Raw genomic sequence first — 17,984 nt, forward strand, 5'->3', positions numbered from 1 at the left:
CTGGTCACCCGAGGTGGCCAGCATGTTTTTTTACAGCGTTAACAGGCTGGCGGTGGCAACGTTACGCTGCTTTTGTAACGCCGCCAGCGTCTCTTCGGTCATCACGCTAAGCGCCGCGGTCGGGCAAACATCCATACAGGCTGGCCCGCGCTCGCGCCCCTCGCACAAATCGCATTTGACGATCGCCGGTGGATGTTCGGCGGCGGTCACAACGGTGATAGCGCCAAAGGGGCAGGCCACCACGCAGCCCTGACACCCGATACAGCGCCCGGCATCCGCCTCTACCCGCAAGTTCCCCATCGTAAGCGCCCCGACTGGACAGGCGGTCACGCAAGGGGCGTTTTCACACTGATGGCACATCACCGGCACGCTGAGGGTATCGAGACGCATCACCTTCAGACGCGGATGAAACGCCGCGCCTTCGGCCATATGCGCCAACGCGCAGGCGACCTCACAGGTGCGACAGCCAATGCACGACTGCGGACTGGCAACGATAAAATGCGTCATACCTCCTCCTTGTGCCTGAACAGCGCCAGCATGTCGTTGGCCGCCTGACGCCCGGCCACCATCGCCGTCACCACCAGGTCAGCGCCGTGCACCGCATCCCCACCGGCAAAAATCTTGTCATTAGCGGTCTGCGTAACGCCGCGCCCTTTGCCGCCGGTGCAGATCTGCCCCCAGCGGTCGAGCTGAACGCCCTGCCCGCGCAGCCACGGCATCTCGTGCGCCTGGAAACCAAACGCCATCACCAGCACATCCGCCGGCAGTTCAAATTCGGATCCCGGCACCGGCTGCGGTCGACGGCGTCCATCGGCTCCCGCCTCGCCCATTGCGGTACGGATCATCCCGACCGCGCTGACCTGACCTTTGCGGTTACGCAGGATGTACTGCGGCTGAACGTTAAACTGGAACTCGACCCCTTCTTCGCGGGCGTTCACCACCTCTTTTTTCGACCCCGGCATGCTGAGCTCGTCGCGGCGATAGGCGCAGGTTACGCTGGTCGCCCCACGGCGGATCGCAGTACGCAGGCAGTCCATTGCCGTGTCGCCGCCCCCCAGCACCACCACCCGTTTACCTTTAATCTCGGTTAACGGGTACTCCGGGCTCTCTTCAATCCCCATCACCTCACGGGTGCTGGCAATCAAAAACGGCAGCGCCTGAATCACCCCCGGCGCGTCTTCACCTTCCAGACCAGCCGCCATCAGGCCGTAGGTCCCGACGCCCAGAAACACCGCGTCATATCCCGCCACCAGGTCGCTAAAGGCGACATCGCGCCCCACTTCGTGATTGAGATGGAAGGTAATCCCCATCTCGCTGAAGATCGTCCTTCGGGCCTGCAGCACGCTTTTGTCCAGCTTGAAGGGCGGGATACCGAAGGTCAGCAGGCCGCCGATTTCCGGATGCTTGTCGAAAACCTCCACCTGTACGCCCGCGCGGGCGAGGATATCCGCGCACCCCAGGCCAGCCGGGCCAGCACCGACCACCGCCACCCGCTCTTTTCGCGCAGTGATATTACCGACGCCGGGCCGCCAGCCCATCGCCAGCGCGCTATCGGTGATATAGCGCTCAAGATTACCGATAGCAACCGCCCCGCTGCCCTTTTTCAGGGTGCAGGCCCCCTCACACAGGCGATCCTGCGGGCACACCCGACCGCAAATTTCCGGCAGGGAACTGCTTTGATGACACAGCTCCGCTGCCGCCACCACATCGCCCTCCTGAACCAGACGAATAAAGTCCGGGATGTGGTTATGCAGCGGACAGGTCCAGTTGCACCAGGCTTTCTGTGCGCAGTAGAGGCAGCGCTCGCTCTCATATTGCGCCTTGTCGGCGTCCAGCCCGTGGTAAATCTCGGCGAAGTGGGCCTTACGCGTCTCGGCGTCGACTTTTTTCGCGCCGACGCGCGGCACCTTATTCAGCAAGGCTTCACGTCGTTCCTGTTGCCGAGGCGCAGGCGCCTGCCCCTGAGCCGCACGAATTTGCCGTTCACGGCGCAGCCGCTCGATAGCGGCATCATCCATCAGCGTCAGCGCCTGCGTCGGGCAAGCAGCGACACAGGACGGCTGACCAGAGGGATGTTCACTACAGAGATCGCACTTCTGCGCCAGCAGCGGCTGCTCATCCCCGGCGGCGGCCATCTCGATGGCGCCAAAAGGACAGGCAATCACGCAGTTTTTACAGCCAATACAATCCGCCTGCTTAAGCTGAATGCTGTTATTCGCCCGATACAGTGCCTGCGTCGGACACGAGGTGACGCAGGGGGCGTCGTTACAGTGGTGACAGGTGGTGGCGCTGCTCTGCTTATGGTGGAAGACAACGTGGATACGCGGAAGAAAGTCACGACGCTGTGTCGGCCAGGCATCCTGGTGATGCCCCGTCACACAAGCTATCTCACAAACATGGCAACCAATGCAGCGGGCGGCATCGGCGACAATAAATCGATTCATGTGCGTCCCTTTTATTATTCTGAATAAGTACAAGGGTCACGATGCAATAATCAGGCGCTTTTTACGCCCCGCTGACTGACAGATTGATTTTTGCGAACCGCCTCAAAGAAACAAGCCCCCGCTCTCCGGCCGGACCGACACCCGCCCACGGCACGCTGAATCATCTTGCGATTCAGAATGATTTGATTCCTATCATAATGAGACGTCTCAGCGTCTCGCCCGCCGCAAGACCCCGCACGACCATCACACAAACGCTACGTTCTGTGACCATCGACGCATTTCAGCAACGTTCTAGCGCACTTGCCAAAAACTGGCACTCCCTAAGCATATTCACAGCAGGTCTTTGTCATTGTTATTTATCCCTCTTCCCGACCCCGCCTCTTAGAGAGGCTCGTCGGATAATAAGGAGTAAAACAGTATGAGCGCCATTGATTCTCAGCCACCATCGGTCTCTGGCAGCCCCCACACAACAGATGAGGTGGATCGTGTCTTGTCTCCGGGGAAGCTGGTTGTTTTGGGTTTGCAGCACGTTCTGGTTATGTATGCCGGCGCCGTCGCCGTGCCTTTGATGATCGGGGACAGGCTGGGGTTAAGTAAGGAGACGGTCGCGCTCCTGATTAGCTCCGACCTGTTCTGCTGCGGCGTGGTCACGCTGCTGCAATGTATCGGTATCGGCCGCTTTATGGGGATTCGTCTGCCGGTCATTATGTCGGTGACCTTTGCCGCCGTGACGCCGATGCTGGCGATCGGTATGCATCCCGATATTGGCCTGTTGGGGATTTTCGGGGCGACAATCGGCGCCGGGATCATTACCACCCTGCTGGCACCGCTTATCGGGCGGCTGATGCCGCTGTTTCCCCCGCTGGTTACCGGGGTCGTTATCACCTCTATCGGCCTGAGCATAATGCAGGTCGGGATCGACTGGGCCGCCGGCGGTAAAGGCAACCCCGATTACGGTAATCCGGTCTATCTGTGCATCTCCTTCGCCGTGCTGCTGTTTATCCTGCTGGTCACCCGCTTTGCTAAAGGGTTTATGTCGAACGTCGCCGTGCTGCTGGGGATCGTGTTCGGCTTTTTTCTGTCGATGATGATGAATGAAGTGAACCTGACCGGCCTGAATGATGCCAGTTGGTTTGCGATAGTCACGCCGATGGCGCTGGGGACGCCGGTCTTCGACCCGATCTCAATTATCACCATGACCGCGGTGGTGATCATCGTGTTTATCGAGTCGATGGGGATGTTTCTGGCGCTCGGGGAAATTGTCGGTCGCAAACTCACGCCGCAGGATATCGTGCGTGGGCTGCGTGTTGATGGTATCGGCACGCTGTTTGGTGGACTGTTCAATAGCTTCCCGCATACTTCATTTTCCCAGAACGTCGGTCTGGTCAGCGTGACTCGCGTCCACAGCCGCTGGGTTTGCGTCGCATCGGGAGCCATTCTGATCATGTTCGGGATGGTGCCAAAAATGGCGGTACTGGTAGCCTCTATCCCGCAGTTTGTGCTGGGCGGCGCGGGGCTGGTAATGTTCGGCATGGTGCTGGCAACCGGCATCCGTATCCTGGCGCGCATCAACTATTCAACCAACCGCTACAACCTGTATATCGTTGCCATCAGCCTTGGCGTGGGGCTGACGCCAACCCTGTCGCACGATTTTTTCTCAAAATTCCCGGAAGTGCTGCAGCCGTTGCTGCACAGCGGCATCATGCTGGCCACATTCAGCGCGGTGACGCTCAACCTGTTCTTCAACGGTTACAACAAACATACCGGCCTGATCCCCGACAGCCAGGCCGCGAAACGTCAGCCACGCACCATGCGCATGTGGCTACTGATGCGCAAAGTTAAAGAACACCAGAACGAAGAGTAACCCTCGCTGCCGTGGCGCCGGAGCAGGTTCTGGCGCCACTCCCTTTTTCCGCGCAGGTTCTGCGCCACTTCAGGAGCCATTGCCATGCTATTACGCGTTGCTTGTGCTGCCAGCGTTATTGCCCTGCTGAGTCTGCCTGTGGTCCAGCACGCCATTTATCTTTGCCTCGATAGCCGCTTTAATTTTTGGCTTTTTTTCAACCACTGAGCCTGCGTTTCGCTCTGACGAGGATAATTATCATAATGAAAAACGTGATGACCGTATGCCCCTACTGCGCCGCCGGCTGTAAGATCAGGCTGGTGACCGAAGCGGGGAACATTCTCCGTGCTGAAGCCGCCATGGGGAAAAATAACCAGGGAACCCTATGCCTGAAAGGCTACTATGGCTGGGACTTTATTAACGATACCCAGATCCTCACCCCGCGTCTGAAAACCCCGATGATCCGCCGTCAGCGTGGCGGCAAACTGGAATCCGTCTCCTGGGACGAGGCACTCGACTACGTCGCCACCCGCCTCAGCGAGATTAAAGCCAAGTACGGCCCGGATGCTATCCAGACCACCGGCTCATCCCGCGGGACCGGCAATGAAACCAACTATGTGATGCAAAAATTCGCACGCGCCGTTATTGGTACCAATAACGTCGACTGTTGCGCGCGCGTCTGACACGGCCCTTCGGTTGCAGGTCTGCACCAGTCGGTCGGTAATGGCGCCATGAGTAATGCCATCACAGAGATTGATAACACCGATCTCGTGTTTATCTTCGGGTACAACCCGGCAGATTCACACCCCATCGTGGCGAATCACGTGATTAACGCCAAACGCAATGGGGCGAAAATTATCGTCTGCGATCCGCGCAAAATTGAAACCGCGCGCATTGCCGATATGCACATCGCGTTGAAAAACGGCTCGAACATCGCGCTGCTCAACGCCATCGGGCATGTCATCATCGAGGAAGATCTCTACGATAAATCCTTCGTGGCCAGCCGTTCCGAGGGCTTTGAGGAGTATCGCAAAATCGTCGAAGGCTACACGCCGGAGTCGGTTGAAGCGATCACCGGCGTCAGCGCGCAGCAAATCCGCGAATGCGCCCGGATGTACGCCAGCGCCAAATCCGCCGCGATCCTGTGGGGCATGGGCGTCACCCAGTTCTACCAGGGGGTGGAAACCGTCCGCTCGCTGACCAGCCTGGCGATCATGACCGGCAACCTCGGTAAACCGAGCGTCGGCGTCAACCCGGTGCGCGGGCAGAACAACGTCCAGGGTGCCTGCGATATGGGCGCGCTGCCGGATACCTATCCAGGCTACCAGTATGTGAAGTTCCCGGAAAACCGCGAGAAGTTCGCCAGAGCCTGGGGCGTCGACAGCCTGCCGGAACATACCGGCTACCGCATCAGCGAGCTGCCGCACCGTGCGGCACATGGCGAAGTGCGGGCGGCGTACATCATGGGGGAAGATCCGCTCCAGACCGACGCCGAGCTGTCCGCCGTGCGTAAAGCCTTTGAAGAGCTGGAGCTGGTTATCGTCCAGGACATCTTTATGACCAAAACCGCGTCGGCGGCGGATGTGATTTTACCGTCAACGTCGTGGGGCGAGCATGAAGGCGTCTATACCGCCGCCGACCGTGGCTTCCAGCGCTTCTTTAAAGCGGTAGAGCCGAAGTGGGACCTGAAAACCGACTGGCAGATCATCAGTGAAATCGCCACCCGGATGGGCTACCCGATGCACTACAACAATACCCAGGAGATCTGGGACGAGTTGCGGCATCTGTGCCCGAACTTTTACGGTGCCACCTACGAGAAAATGGGCGAGCTGGGCTACATCATGTGGCCGTGTCGCGACGAGTCCGATGCCGATCAGGGGACCTCTTATCTGTTTAAAGAGACCTTCTCCACGCCGAACGGCCTGGCGCAGTTCTATACCTGCGACTGGGTTGCGCCGATTGACAAGCTGACCGACGAGTACCCGATGGTGCTCTCCACGGTGCGTGAAGTGGGCCACTATTCGTGTCGTTCGATGACCGGCAACTGTGCGGCGCTGGCCGCGCTGGCGGATGAACCGGGCTATGCGCAAATCAACACCGCCGACGCCGCGCGTCTGGGGATTGAAGATGAAGCGCTGGTGTGGGTCAATTCGCGCAAAGGGCGGATCATCACCCGTGCCCAGGTCAGCGACCGGCCGAATAAAGGGGCGGTCTATATGACCTACCAGTGGTGGATTGGCGCCTGTAACGAGCTGGTGACCGAGAACCTGAGCCCGATAACCAAGACGCCGGAGTACAAGTACTGCGCCGTGAACGTTGAGCGCATCGCCGATCAACGCGCCGCCGAGCAGTATGTGATTGACGAGTACAGCAAGCTGAAAGCCCGCCTGCACGAAAGCGCGATGGGTTAATAACGCCGCCTCCCCGGAGGCGGTGCTGCGCACCTGTCCGGGCTACCAGACTGCACACCCGTAGCCCGGGCAAGGCGCATCTGCGCCGCCCCCGGGAACATCGCCGAACTGTCCGTGACTGACGAGCACGACAAGCCGGAAGCCCGCCTGAGCGAAAGCGCAATGGGTTAACCAGGCTGCCTCCCCGGAGGCGGTGCTGCGCACCTGTCCGGGCTACCAGACTGCACGACCCGTAGCCCGGGCAAGGCGCATCTGCGCCGCCCCCGGGAACATCGCCGGGCTGTCGGTGACTGACGAGCACGACAAGCTGAAAGCCCGCCTGCGCGAAAGCGCAATGGATTAATCACGTCGCCTCCCCGGAGGCGGTGCTGCGCACCTGTCCGGGCTACCAGACTGCACACCCGTAGCCCGGGCAAGGCGCATCTGCGCCGCCCCCGGGAACATCGCCGAACTGTCCGTGACTGACGAGCACAACAAGCTGGAAGCCCGCCTGCTCGAAAGCGCCATGGGTTAACCAGGCTGCCTCCCCGGAGGCGGTGCTGCGCACCTGTCCGGGCTACCAGACTGCACGACCCGTAGCCCGGGCAAGGCGCATCTGCGCCGCCCCCGGGAACATCGCCGGGCTGTCGGTGACTGACGAGCACGACAAGCTGAAAGCCCGCCTGCGCGAAAGCGCAGGATTAATCACGTCGCTTCCCCGGAGGCGGTGCTACGCACCTGTCCGGGCTACCAAACGCACAGCCGGTAGCCCGGGCAAGGCGCATCTGCGCCGCCCCCGGGAACATCGCCGGGCTGTCGGTGACTGACGAGTACGGCAAGCCGGAAGCCCGCCAGCATGAAAGCGCGATGGGTTAACCACGCCGCCTCCCCGGAGGCGGTGCTGCGCACCTGTCTGGGCTACCAGACTGCACGACCCGTAGCCCGGGCAAGGCGCATCTGCGCCGCCCCCGGGGTTGTACGGCTACGACTTTAAGGCATGGTGGATTGAATCCAGGATCGGTTGATAGCCGGTGCAGCGGCAGATATTGCCTTCCAGCACATCCTTGAGCTGCTCATCCGTCGGGTTGGGCTCGGCGGTCAACAGCGCGGTGGTGCTCACCAGCACGCCTGGCGTACAAAAACCGCACTGCACGCCCCCTTTTTCGACAAACGCCTGCTGAAGCTTTTGCGTCAGCGGGTTATCGTTCAGCCCTTCGAGGGTCGTTATCTCCGCCCCGTCACACTGCCCCGCCAGAACCATACAGGAACAGACGGCATTGCCATCCATCAATACCGTACAGGCCCCGCACTCCCCGATGGAGCAACCCTCTTTGGTGGCGGTCAAATGCAGGGTATCCCGCACCAAATCCAGCAGCCGCATGCGGCCCTCAACCTTTGCCTTCACCAGCTTGCCATTCACCTTTACGTTAATTGTGCTCATTGCTCAGTCCTGTACAGGGCGACGCCGCGCCCCGGTTGTAATAATTATTTCCCATGGGCCAGTTGCGCCTGTGCCATCATGTCGCGGAACATGCTGATAAAGACCGGCTGTTTGTAGGCGGCAGACCAGCGCTTGCCGATAGCGGCATAGATCAGCTTATCCAGCACCTCGCAGGCGCTCTCCACGGTGTCACTATTCAGCACATGGCCCGTCAGACAGCGTTCAACATCCAGCAACCGCTGCGGCTTGCTAAACAATGCGCCATCCACCAGCCGGCAGTAGCTGACGGTCCCGTCGCTATCGAACTCCATCAGCGCGCTCAGGCTCTGGCGGGTGATATTCAGCGCGTTGCGGCGCCCCAGCTGATGATAAAAACCGGCGGCGTGCGGCCTGGCCGGCGGCGGCAGGATCACCTTGGTCAGCAGTTCATCCGCCTGACGCTGGGTTTTGTAGCCGGAGAGCACAAACTCACTCAGCGCCATCCGCCGCACGCCGTGCAGCGAACGCAGTTCGATACTGGCATCGTAGAGAATGGCCGGCGGGAGCGAATCACCGCAGGGCGCGGCGTTGACGATATTGCCGCCGATAGTGGCACGGTTGCGGATCTGGTGCGAACCCACCGTATGACAGGCCTGCACCAGCAGCGGATAGCGTTCACGCAGCAGCGGATGCTCGGTAATACGATTGAATGCCATCGCGGCGCCAATCATCACCTCATGGGTGTGTGGATCTTCCGTTATCCCGATCAGTTCCGGCAGGCGGGAAATATCCACCAGCTTCATCGGCCGGGTTTGCAACCGTCCCTGCACAATGACATCCGTCCCCCCCGCAATCGCCGTCACCCCTTCCTGGGCCAGCAGCGTAAGCGCCTGTTCCAGACTTTGCGGACGAACCACCTCTACGTCGGTCAAGCGCAGCACCTGTTTTTTATTATCTGCCTCGATCATCAGTTCACTCTGGCGCGCCGGTTTCTTCAGGTTATAGCCGAGGATCACCTGCTCCAGCGTCAACGGCAGCTTATTGAACCGCGTCCCCAGGGCAAAACTGACCGCGTTGTTGATCGCCGCAGCGGCCAGTTCGGTGGCCGGCTCGCCGATCCCCTTCGCCCCCATTGGCCCGGCAATATCCGGGTTCTCAACGCCAATCACCGTCATGCGCGGAATATCTTTGATGGTGGGCAACAGGTAGCTGTCGAAGTTTTCTGACTTCACCTGGCCGTGCTCGATATTGAAATCTTCCAGCAGCGCATAGCCAAACCCCTGAGCGATACCGCCGCACACCTGCCCTTCGAAACCTACCGGGTTGAGGATCCGCCCGACGTCATGCGCGGCGGTTACGTGTAGCAGGTCGGTTTTCCCGGTGCTGGTGTTCACCCGAACTTCCGCCACCTGGCACCCATAAACCCAGGTGAAATAAGGGCTGCCGCAGCCTTTTTCTTCGTCCCAGTGGATCGGCGGCGGCACAAACCAGCCGTATTCGGTCAGGCTGACGCTGGCCCACTTGGTTTTGTTCACCGCAGTTTTGAAATCCATCTGCTGGCGAGGATCATGTTTGTTGATAATCAGGCCGTCCTGCCACAGGGTGTCGGCAAGCTTCTCGGTACCGATGGTGTCGCCCACCACGCTGAGAATACGCTGCTTGATCTTCTCTGCAGCATCAAGAATCGCCCCGCCGCCGACCATGGTTCCTCGCGTAGCCGCCGTTGAACCACCGTCGCCAATCACCGAGGTTGGCGGCTCGCTGAAGTGGATCTCCGCAAGGTCAATACCAAAGGCTTGCGCGGCAATCAGCGACATAGTGGTCTGCAGCCCCTGGCCGTTTTCCGACACCGAGGTCGCGATATTGACGCTGCCGTCTTCGTTAACCTGAATCAACGCCGTTGAGGTATCGACCCCTTCCGCCCCGATGGAGCAGCCGCGATAGCTGAGCGCCAGACCAATACCGTAGCGCCAGACGCCGCCCTGCTGGTTCAGCAGATGATAGCGCTGGCGTTTGGCCATAAACTCCGCCGAGCTGCTGGCTTTTTTCAGCACCTCGATCGCCGACACGGTGTGTTTATCAAAAACCTGCCCGGTGATTGAAGTGTCGCCCTGGCGCAGCGCGTTGATTTCCCGTAGCGTCACCGGCGACATGTTGAGGTAATCCGCAATCTCATCCATCAGCGATTCATGGGCATACACCACCTGCGGTGAGCCAAAGCCGCGCATCGCCGAGGTGTAGCTGTTATTGGTGTAGACCGCTTTCACATCGATGTGAACATTGGGGATACGATACGGCCCCGCGGCCTGCACTGAAGAGCGCCAGGTGACAAATGGCGAAGAGGCGGCATAGCCACCGCTGTCCGCCAGAATGGTGACTTTCATCGCCACAATATGTCCCGCCTCGTTGAGGCCCACCTTGTACTTCATTTTGTAAGGGTGACGCTTACAGCTTTCGATGATTGACTGCTCGCGGGTGTAGGTAAATTTCACCGGTCTCCCGGTTAAGCGGGTAAGCAACGCCGAGCGACAGGCCAGATGGTCAATCACATCGTCTTTACCGCCAAAAGAGCCGCCCATCACCGCACGCTTAATGTTAATCATGCTTTGCGGGCAGCCCATAAATTTCGCGACGAAACCGCGTACCCGATGCGGGTTTTGAATCGAGCCCGAGATAATCAGGCTGCCGTCGGTCGGGTCTAACCAGCTGAGAACCACTTCCGGTTCGATGTAGGCGTGCTCCTGAAAACCGACTTCATACTCGCGTTCCAGCACGTGGCGGGCTTCGGCAAACCCCTTGTCGATATCCCCTTTGAGGGTGTGATGATGCGCGGCGATGTTGTCGCTGCGTTCGGGGTGTATCCGACGGGCGTCCGGCGCCAGCGCCTGTTCGATATCGGTGAGCGGCGTATAGGGCGTATAGCGGACGCGAATTTTGTCGGCGGCTTCACAGGCGGCTTCATAGGTCGTTGCGGCCACAACGGCGATGACGTCACCATGAAAGACCACCTCATCTTTGATGATCGGCAGGTAGTCTTTCACAATTACGCCCACCACCGACTCCCCGGGAATATCCTGCCAGGTGGCGATCTTCACGACGCCGTCAACCGCCAGCGCCTCGTCTAAATCGAGCTGTTCAATTTTGCCCGCCGGGATATCCGCGTAGCGGCAAACCCCAAAGAGCATGCCCGGCAGGGTGATATCATCGCCATAAATGGCCGTTCCTTTGACTTTCGCCTGACCATCCACACGCCCTGGCGACGCCGAACGTAAAGCACACATAGCATTCCCCTTATTATTGACCGTTGTTGGCAAACCCGGCGCTGGCCTGATTCACCACGGGTAAAGCCTCATCGGGGACTACTAAATCCAATATCTGTGCCAGAGTTATGCGGGCAGGAAGTTAGCGCTGCTTTTTGTGACTGCAAACGCAAAAAGCAGCGGCAGCAGGGAAAAATCGTGAGGATTGGCGCGTCGCCGGGCCGGAAGACGGCGGGCAAGCGGCGAAATTATCAAAGTGATAAAGGGGAATTTCTCAATTTAATAAAGGTCGCCTGCGCGACTGTCGGCGACCTAAGACCGGGGAGTCAGACGGTATAGATGCGGATATCGTGCTCACGGAAGGCATCGCGGTACTGCCGGCTGACGTTCTCCTCCACCACCAGCACATCGATCCCGCTGCTTTCGGTCACCACAAACCGGGCCACCGCCGGGATTTTATCGGAGGTCAGGCCGACGATTATCTCACTGCACTGTTTAATCACCGCTTTTTTGAACTCACAATCGGCGTAGTCAAACCCGGTCAGGCCCGACTCCGGCGCCATCGCACAGCCGCCTATAAACCCCTGGTCAAACAGCACGCCCTGCAGCTGGGCCACCGCCGAGGCGCCGACGCAACCGCCCGAGGCCCGCTGCACCTGCCCGCCAAGCATCACCACGTCATAGCGCGGCTTTTTCAGCAGCACCGCGGCGATTTCCGGGGAGTTAGTTACCACCGTCAGCGCCAGCTCTGCCGGCAACGCTTCGGCCATCGCCAGGTTGGTGGTGCCGGTATCGATAAAAATACAGCCGCCGGATTTCACCAGTCTTGCGCATTTCTGCGCGATCCTGAGTTTTGTTGCCGTATTTTTGTCTTTGCGATCGCTGTAGTCGCCGGCTTCCGGCAGGTTCATAACCGCACCGCCGTAGACCTTTTTGCAAAAGCCATCTTTGCTCAGTTCATGCAGATCCCGGCGAATAGTGTGCTCTGAGACGTTTAAGCGGGTCGCCAGCTCCGCACATACCACCCGCCCGTTCTCCTGAAGGATCTGACAAATAAGCGCTTGTCGCTGCTGAGGGAAAGCTGCATAATCGAGCACACAAACTCCTTTATTAACCTTAATCGAGCAATAAAGAGCATGATCATGCATTGGCCCTTGCTCTGTCAACCCGTCTTCTCAGGAGAGCTACCATGAAAGTCGCCCACATCGCCTTATGGACCCACCAGCTTGAGCAACAGGCCCGTTTCTGGACCGGGTTCTTTAACGGCCAGATTAACGAGAAATATTGCAGCCAGACCAACCCCGGCTTTGAGTCTTACTTTGTGAAGATCGGCGACGACATCGCCATTGAACTGATGAGTAAACCAGGATTACAGCCGGGCGCGACGGATAATAACCACACCGGCTGGGTACATCTGGCCATTTCGGTCGGCGGCGCGCAGCAGGTTGATGCGCTGGCGGCACAGGCGCAGGCCGAGGGCATTCTGGTCTCCCCTCCACGCACTACCGGAGATGGCTATTACGAAGCGGTCATCAAAGACCCGGATGGAAACCTGATTGAAATTGTGGCGTGATTTAGTGGAAGATACCGGGCCGACAGCCCCCTGCTGGCCCGGTAATCTGTTAACGGCAGGTTAACTGGTGGGCTGATACCCGCCGATCTGCCGCAGGGTGGTCAGCATCTCCAGCTGCGCCAGCTCTTTCAAACCCTCGCGTTTGATAAACTGGCTGCGGTGCTTACTTTTCACCTCGGCGATATTTTTCCTGACCTCCTGCGCCGGTAATTTATACCAACCGCGACGATGTTTTTCCCCGCCGACTTCCAGCCACAGTGCCGCATAGCTGGTTTTTACCTGCTCGCTTTTCACGTGGAAATCGGAATCGACCGCATACAGCGCATTAATATCGCTATGCTGTAAAAAACCATACAGCAAAGAGATAATTAAATTTTTCGGCCGGGTACCATGCAATGCTTTGGTCAATAGCTTGATCTCTTCAGAGGAAATATCCTTCCCGCCCTGAATACCGCCAATATAAGCCCGACCATCTGCCGTACAGGAAAAACAGATACTGTAGAGACGTTGTTCGCCCTGCAGCATTAACAGCATCAGCTCGCCCTCTTCCTGAAAAGGCGATGCCAGAAGATTTACCGTGATCTGCGCGCCGTCTTTTAGCGGGATCTCCGCCAGCGTCAGGCCAAATTCGCGGACGTTATACAGCTTCGCCAGCGCCGCCTTGCTGAAGGTTTTCTCCATAAAAATCAAAGAACCGTGGGCAATCTCCAGCTTACTTCTTTTGGACAGGGTTTTATTGAGATAGGCTTTGAACGGCTTATCCTGAAAACTCACCAGTCCTTCGGTGGCAGCGGTTAAACGGGCGCAGGCATATTGTTCACACAACGCCTGGTATTCTTTATATTTCCCTCCTGGCAGCGATATTTCTCTGCATTTACGTAAGACCTTTTTATATTCGAGTTTAATGTGACAGATTAACTTATTATTTTTTCGCCATTCTTTGATGGCAACTATTGTTGTTTGAGTCATTATTGAAGAACCATAGAATCAACCATAATCTCGGGCATAATATCATAACCAGCTCAAGTCAACGGTGAATCACCAACTCGTTGTCGTTTCATTTAATATGTAGCGAAGCAATCTTTTCTGCGCTGTATAATTAAACCCAGTCCCTCGTCAATACTTATTAGTGAGGATCTCAGCGCGCGAGTGACCGGACAATCGGGGCCGCGCATTATCGCTATGTGCGGTAGGCGCTGGCGCAGGGTTCATCCCTTCCGGGTTTTGCTCTATAATCTGTCGACAGTCAAAACAGAAGCAAAGTAGGTAACTCATGGAAATTGATCTCGACAACCTGGTATTCAGCGGTCTGGAAGAAGCGCAAGAGCGTAATGCCGAACGCCTCGAAGACGCCGACAAAAAAGCCCAGGCGATTGTTGCCGATGATGATTGCGGCGACGCCTGCAAAATCTGATTTCTGAACCGGCGCGCTGCGCCGGTTTTTTTTGACCTCAGCCGACTCAGCCCGGCGAAAACGCCCCTTTCAGCGTCTCCAGCAGCGCCTGCGCCGCTTTTGACAGCTGCATATGCCCGGCGTGAATCACCCCAACGCACTTCTCGATCTGCGGATTGTCGAGCGGCAGACACACCGCTCCCAGCGCCTGCATCTGTGACTGACATAATGCCGGAACGGCACTGCCACCGAGGCCGCTGGCCACCATTCTGCCCACCGTTACCAGTTGGTGACTTTCCAGCGCCACATCCAGCTTACGCCCGCTGCGCGCCAGCTCCTCTTCCAGCATCAGGCGAACCGCAGAAGGCCGCTGCAGGGTAATAAAATCGAGGCTCAGCAGCTCGCGCCAGCAGAGACGATGCTTGCTGGCGAGCGGCGAGGTTTTCGGCACGATGGCGATAAACCGGTCAACCCCGAGCGGGGTAAACAGTAAATTATTGGTCGGCGCCGGTTCGAAGGCGATCCCCATCTCCACCCGCCCCTCGCGGACCATCTCAATCACCTGTTCGTTAATCACATCATGCACCGTCACGTTGATACCGGCATAGCGGTCGCGGAAGGTTTTCAACACCTCAGGCAGCACGTTGGCCGCAAAGGAGGGCATCGCCGCCACCGAGATTTTGCCACGCTGCAACGTAAAGCTCTGGCGCATCGCCTCCTCGGCATTGTCCCAGTCTGCCAGCAGCTGGCGGGCCATCGGTAAGAAGATCTCCCCCTCCTGGGTCAAGGTCACTTTGCGGGTGCTGCGCTGCAGTAAAGCCCCGCCGAGTACCTCCTCCAGCCCCTTGATGGTCAAACTCAGCGCCGGCTGCGAAAGATTCAGTCGCTCGCTGGCATGGGCAAAATTCAGAGTGTGAGCTACCGCTAAAAACGCGCGTAACTGTTTGACACTCATTCTCATTTTTCATCCTGTTAACTGATTGAAAAAATTTAGTTAACAATAAATTAATAAGAAAACCAAATGAGTGGGTCACAAATTCAAAATTATCAAATCAGTCCGCGCCCCCAATGATAGCCCCATCGCAAGCCAGCAGAGGTGAATCATGGCAGGACTGGATAAGCGCGTCGCCAGCTACGCAGCGGCGCTGGAAGGGTTAACGGATGGAATGACGGTGCTGGCCGGCGGTTTTGGCCTGTGCGGTATCCCGGAAAATTTGATTGCCGAAGTACAGCGCCGGAACGTGCAGGGGCTGACGGTGGTCTCCAACAACTGCGGCGTCGACGGTTTTGGCCTCGGCATCCTGCTGGAGAGCCGCCAGGTACGCAAGGTTGTCGCCTCCTACGTTGGCGAAAACGCCCTGTTTGAACAGCAGGCGCTCAGCGGCGAACTGCAGGTCGAGCTTACGCCGCAAGGTACGCTGGCGGAGAAAATCCGCGCCGGCGGCGCGGGGATCCCCGGTTTTTATACCGCCACCGGCTACGGCACGCCGGTGGCTGAGGGCAAAGAAGTCCGCGAGTTTGCCGGCAAACACTACATCCTTGAAGAGGCGATTACCGGTGATTTCGCGCTGGTCAAAGGCTGGAAAGCCGACTGGTACGGCAACGTTATCTATCGCCATACGGCACAAAACTTTAACCCGCTGATGGCCACCGCCGGTCGGATTACGGTGGTCGAGGTTGAAGAGATCGTGCCTCCCGGTGAACTCACCCCTTCCGCGATACACACCCCCGGCATCTATGTCGACCGGCTGATTGTCGGTCAGTTCGAAAAGCGTATTGAGCAGCGCACGCTGCGCACAGGGAGCCGCTAATCATGCTGACTCGCGAACAAATGGCCATGCGCGTCGCCAGAGAGCTGCGCGATGGCGACTACGTCAACCTCGGCATCGGGATCCCGACGCTGGTAGCCAACTATATTCCGGCGGGCATAGACGTGATGCTGCAGTCCGAAAATGGTCTGCTCGGCATGGGCGGCTTTCCCGATGAAGCGCAACTCGACGCGGACATGATCAACGCCGGGAAACAGACGGTGACCGCCCGCACCGGCGCGGCGATTTTCGACTCCGCGCACTCCTTCGCCATGATCCGTGGCGGCCATGTTGACCTGACCGTCCTCGGGGCCTTCGAAGTCGACGTGGCGGGCAATATCGCCTCGTGGATGATCCCCGGAAAAATGGTGAAAGGCATGGGCGGCGCGATGGATCTGGTGGCCGGCGCGCAGAACATCATCGTGGTGATGACCCACGCCTCGAAAAGCGGCGAATCGAAACTGCTGGCGCAATGCACCCTGCCGCTCACCGGCGTCGGCTGCATCCGCCGGGTGCTGACCGACCTCGCCCTGCTGGAGATACGCGACGGCGCTTTCGTGCTGCGCGAATACGCCCCCGGCGTCTCTCCCGACGAGATTGCCAGCAAAACGGCCGGCCGGCTGATCGTGCCGGACGACGTCTGCGAAATGCGTTTTAACTGAGGAAACCTAATGAACGAAGTCGTGATAGTCGGCGCCGTCCGCACGCCCATAGGCAGTTTTCGCGGTGTCTTCTCAACCCTTTCCGCCGTTGATCTGGGCGCCGAGGTGGTCCGTAGCCTGCTGGCCCGCTGCGCGTTGCCGGCCGAGGAAGTCGATGAACTGATTTTCGGCCAGGTCCTGACCGCCGGCTGCGGGCAAAACCCGGCGCGTCAGACGGCATTACGCGCCGGTCTGCCGGTCAGCTGTCCGGCGGTCACGGTCAATCTGGTGTGCGGTTCCGGTCTGAAGGCGGTACAGCAGGCGGTGCAGGCGATCCGCAGCGGCGACGCGCAGGTGGTGATCGCCGGCGGCCAGGAGAGCATGAGCAATGCACCCTATCTGATTGACGGCGCCCGGGCGGGGCTGCGGGTAGGCCATAGCAGCATGCAGGACAGCATGATTCAGGACGGACTGTGGGATGCCTTCAATGACTACCACATGGGGATGACGGCGGAGAATCTGGCCGACCGCTATTCCATCGACCGCCAGCAGCAGGATGCCTTTGCCGCCCATTCCCAGCAGAAAGCGGCGGCGGCAACCGAAGCGGGCCGCTTTGACGACGAGATCGTTCCGGTCACCGTCAAACAGGGTAAACAGCCGCCGCAGACCATTAGCCGCGATGAGCAGCCGCGCCCGGACACCACTCCGGCGCAGCTGGCGCAGCTCCGCCCGGCATTTCGCCAGCACACCGGTTCCGTCACCGCCGGCAACGCCTCGTCATTAAACGATGGCGCGGCGGCGGTGCTCCTGATGAGCGCCGATAAGGCCCGTGAGCTCGGGCTACCGGTGCTGGGCCGCATCGTCAGCGCCGCCGTGGCGGGGGTCGATCCGGCGGTGATGGGCATTGGGCCGGTCAGCGCCTGCGAGATGGCGCTGGCACGGGCCGGCTGGCAACTGGATGAGGTGGAGCTGATTGAGGCCAATGAAGCCTTTGCCGTTCAGGCGCTGGCGGTGGGCCAGTCCCTCGGCTGGGAGAGCAGCAAGGTCAACGTCAACGGCGGCGCTATTGCCCTGGGCCATCCTATCGGCGCCTCCGGCTGCCGGATCCTCGTCACCCTGCTGCATGAAATGCAGCGTCGCCGCGCCAGTAAAGGGCTTGCCACACTGTGCGTCGGCGGCGGTCAGGGTATCGCCATGACGATTGCACGTTAA

The 17,984-nt window shown here is 58.9% G+C and carries 14 protein-coding genes; 7 read left to right on the top strand and 7 right to left on the bottom strand.

Annotation, left to right across the window (positions count from 1 at the left end; genetic code table 11):
- Positions 1 to 30: 30 nt before the first annotated feature.
- Both EDF82_RS05830 and ygfT read right to left on the bottom strand, forming a co-directional pair.
- Positions 31 to 507 (bottom strand): 4Fe-4S dicluster domain-containing protein, encoded by a 477-nt coding sequence (locus EDF82_RS05830; protein ID WP_123754623.1) that lies wholly within the window; start codon positions 505 to 507, stop codon positions 31 to 33.
- The gene (gene ygfT / locus EDF82_RS05835; RefSeq protein WP_123754624.1) at positions 504 to 2,444 is read right to left on the bottom strand and encodes a formate-dependent uric acid utilization protein YgfT; all 1,941 of its coding nucleotides are present in this window, start codon (positions 2,442 to 2,444) and stop codon (positions 504 to 506) included. The genes EDF82_RS05830 and ygfT overlap by 4 nt, the downstream gene beginning before the upstream one ends.
- Positions 2,445 to 2,862: 418 nt before the next feature.
- Between ygfT and EDF82_RS05840 the strand changes: the two genes are divergently transcribed.
- Positions 2,863 to 4,308 carry a nucleobase:cation symporter-2 family protein gene (locus EDF82_RS05840; protein ID WP_123754625.1) on the top strand — a complete coding sequence of 482 codons (1,446 nt, stop codon included), beginning with the start codon at positions 2,863 to 2,865 and terminating at the stop codon, positions 4,306 to 4,308.
- A gap of 242 nt (positions 4,309 to 4,550) precedes the next feature.
- Entirely contained in the window at positions 4,551 to 6,698 is a 2,148-nt protein-coding gene (gene fdhF, locus EDF82_RS05845) for a formate dehydrogenase subunit alpha (protein WP_123754626.1), read from the top strand.
- 961 nt (positions 6,699 to 7,659) lie between these two features.
- On the opposite strand, the gene EDF82_RS05850 is transcribed toward fdhF, so the two are convergent.
- The 3 genes from EDF82_RS05850 to EDF82_RS05860 form a co-directional block, all read right to left on the bottom strand.
- The gene (locus EDF82_RS05850) at positions 7,660 to 8,118 is read right to left on the bottom strand and encodes a (2Fe-2S)-binding protein (protein WP_123754627.1); all 459 of its coding nucleotides are present in this window, start codon (positions 8,116 to 8,118) and stop codon (positions 7,660 to 7,662) included.
- A gap of 44 nt (positions 8,119 to 8,162) precedes the next feature.
- Complete coding sequence (locus tag EDF82_RS05855; RefSeq protein WP_123754628.1) at positions 8,163 to 11,378, bottom strand: molybdopterin cofactor-binding domain-containing protein; 3,216 nt, start codon at positions 11,376 to 11,378, stop codon at positions 8,163 to 8,165.
- Between the two features lie 305 nt (positions 11,379 to 11,683).
- Entirely contained in the window at positions 11,684 to 12,454 is a 771-nt protein-coding gene (locus tag EDF82_RS05860; protein ID WP_123754629.1) for a DeoR/GlpR family DNA-binding transcription regulator, read from the bottom strand.
- A 92-nt stretch (positions 12,455 to 12,546) separates the two neighbouring features.
- Here EDF82_RS05860 and EDF82_RS05865 point away from each other — a divergent pair, with 92 nt between their 5' ends.
- Positions 12,547 to 12,930 carry a VOC family protein gene (locus EDF82_RS05865; protein ID WP_123754630.1) on the top strand — a complete coding sequence of 128 codons (384 nt, stop codon included), beginning with the start codon at positions 12,547 to 12,549 and terminating at the stop codon, positions 12,928 to 12,930.
- A 60-nt stretch (positions 12,931 to 12,990) separates the two neighbouring features.
- Here the strand turns inward: EDF82_RS05865 and EDF82_RS05870 are convergent, their stop codons facing one another.
- Positions 12,991 to 13,899, bottom strand: coding sequence for a DUF535 family protein (locus EDF82_RS05870; RefSeq protein ID WP_123754631.1), 909 nt, complete (start codon positions 13,897 to 13,899; stop codon positions 12,991 to 12,993).
- A gap of 304 nt (positions 13,900 to 14,203) precedes the next feature.
- Between EDF82_RS05870 and EDF82_RS05875 the strand changes: the two genes are divergently transcribed.
- Complete coding sequence (locus EDF82_RS05875) at positions 14,204 to 14,344, top strand: hypothetical protein (RefSeq protein WP_004102786.1); 141 nt, start codon at positions 14,204 to 14,206, stop codon at positions 14,342 to 14,344.
- A gap of 46 nt (positions 14,345 to 14,390) precedes the next feature.
- Here the strand turns inward: EDF82_RS05875 and EDF82_RS05880 are convergent, their stop codons facing one another.
- Positions 14,391 to 15,284 (bottom strand): LysR family transcriptional regulator, encoded by an 894-nt coding sequence (locus tag EDF82_RS05880; RefSeq protein ID WP_187042646.1) that lies wholly within the window; start codon positions 15,282 to 15,284, stop codon positions 14,391 to 14,393.
- A gap of 142 nt (positions 15,285 to 15,426) precedes the next feature.
- On the opposite strand from EDF82_RS05880, the gene EDF82_RS05885 reads away from it, so the two are divergent.
- The 3 genes from EDF82_RS05885 to EDF82_RS05895 are packed head-to-tail and all read left to right on the top strand — an operon-like array spanning position 15,427 to position 17,984.
- Entirely contained in the window at positions 15,427 to 16,134 is a 708-nt protein-coding gene (locus tag EDF82_RS05885) for a CoA transferase subunit A (RefSeq protein WP_123754633.1), read from the top strand.
- Between the two features lie 2 nt (positions 16,135 to 16,136).
- Positions 16,137 to 16,793, top strand: a complete 657-nt coding sequence (locus EDF82_RS05890) for a CoA transferase subunit B (RefSeq protein ID WP_123754634.1) — start codon at positions 16,137 to 16,139, stop codon at positions 16,791 to 16,793.
- A 9-nt stretch (positions 16,794 to 16,802) separates the two neighbouring features.
- On the top strand, positions 16,803 to 17,984 hold the full coding sequence (locus EDF82_RS05895; RefSeq protein ID WP_123754635.1) for an acetyl-CoA C-acetyltransferase: 1,182 nt from the start codon (positions 16,803 to 16,805) through the stop codon (positions 17,982 to 17,984).

This window comes from Klebsiella sp. BIGb0399 (assembly GCF_003752615.1).
Taxonomy (GTDB): Bacteria; Pseudomonadota; Gammaproteobacteria; order Enterobacterales; family Enterobacteriaceae; genus Klebsiella; species Klebsiella lignicola.

Excerpts from the sequence above, each read along its gene's own strand:
- EDF82_RS05830 (WP_123754623.1), bottom strand. The coding sequence starts at position 507 with ATGACGCATTTTATCGTTGCCAGTCCGCAGTCGTGCATTGGCTGTCGC.
- ygfT (WP_123754624.1), bottom strand. The coding sequence starts at position 2,444 with ATGAATCGATTTATTGTCGCCGATGCCGCCCGCTGCATTGGTTGCCAT.
- EDF82_RS05840 (WP_123754625.1), top strand. The coding sequence starts at position 2,863 with ATGAGCGCCATTGATTCTCAGCCACCATCGGTCTCTGGCAGCCCCCAC.
- EDF82_RS05850 (WP_123754627.1), bottom strand. The coding sequence starts at position 8,118 with ATGAGCACAATTAACGTAAAGGTGAATGGCAAGCTGGTGAAGGCAAAG.
- EDF82_RS05855 (WP_123754628.1), bottom strand. The coding sequence starts at position 11,378 with ATGTGTGCTTTACGTTCGGCGTCGCCAGGGCGTGTGGATGGTCAGGCG.
- EDF82_RS05865 (WP_123754630.1), top strand. The coding sequence starts at position 12,547 with ATGAAAGTCGCCCACATCGCCTTATGGACCCACCAGCTTGAGCAACAG.
- EDF82_RS05870 (WP_123754631.1), bottom strand. The coding sequence starts at position 13,899 with ATGACTCAAACAACAATAGTTGCCATCAAAGAATGGCGAAAAAATAAT.
- EDF82_RS05875 (WP_004102786.1), top strand. The coding sequence starts at position 14,204 with ATGGAAATTGATCTCGACAACCTGGTATTCAGCGGTCTGGAAGAAGCG.
- EDF82_RS05880 (WP_187042646.1), bottom strand. The coding sequence starts at position 15,284 with ATGAGAATGAGTGTCAAACAGTTACGCGCGTTTTTAGCGGTAGCTCAC.
- EDF82_RS05885 (WP_123754633.1), top strand. The coding sequence starts at position 15,427 with ATGGCAGGACTGGATAAGCGCGTCGCCAGCTACGCAGCGGCGCTGGAA.
- EDF82_RS05890 (WP_123754634.1), top strand. The coding sequence starts at position 16,137 with ATGCTGACTCGCGAACAAATGGCCATGCGCGTCGCCAGAGAGCTGCGC.
- EDF82_RS05895 (WP_123754635.1), top strand. The coding sequence starts at position 16,803 with ATGAACGAAGTCGTGATAGTCGGCGCCGTCCGCACGCCCATAGGCAGT.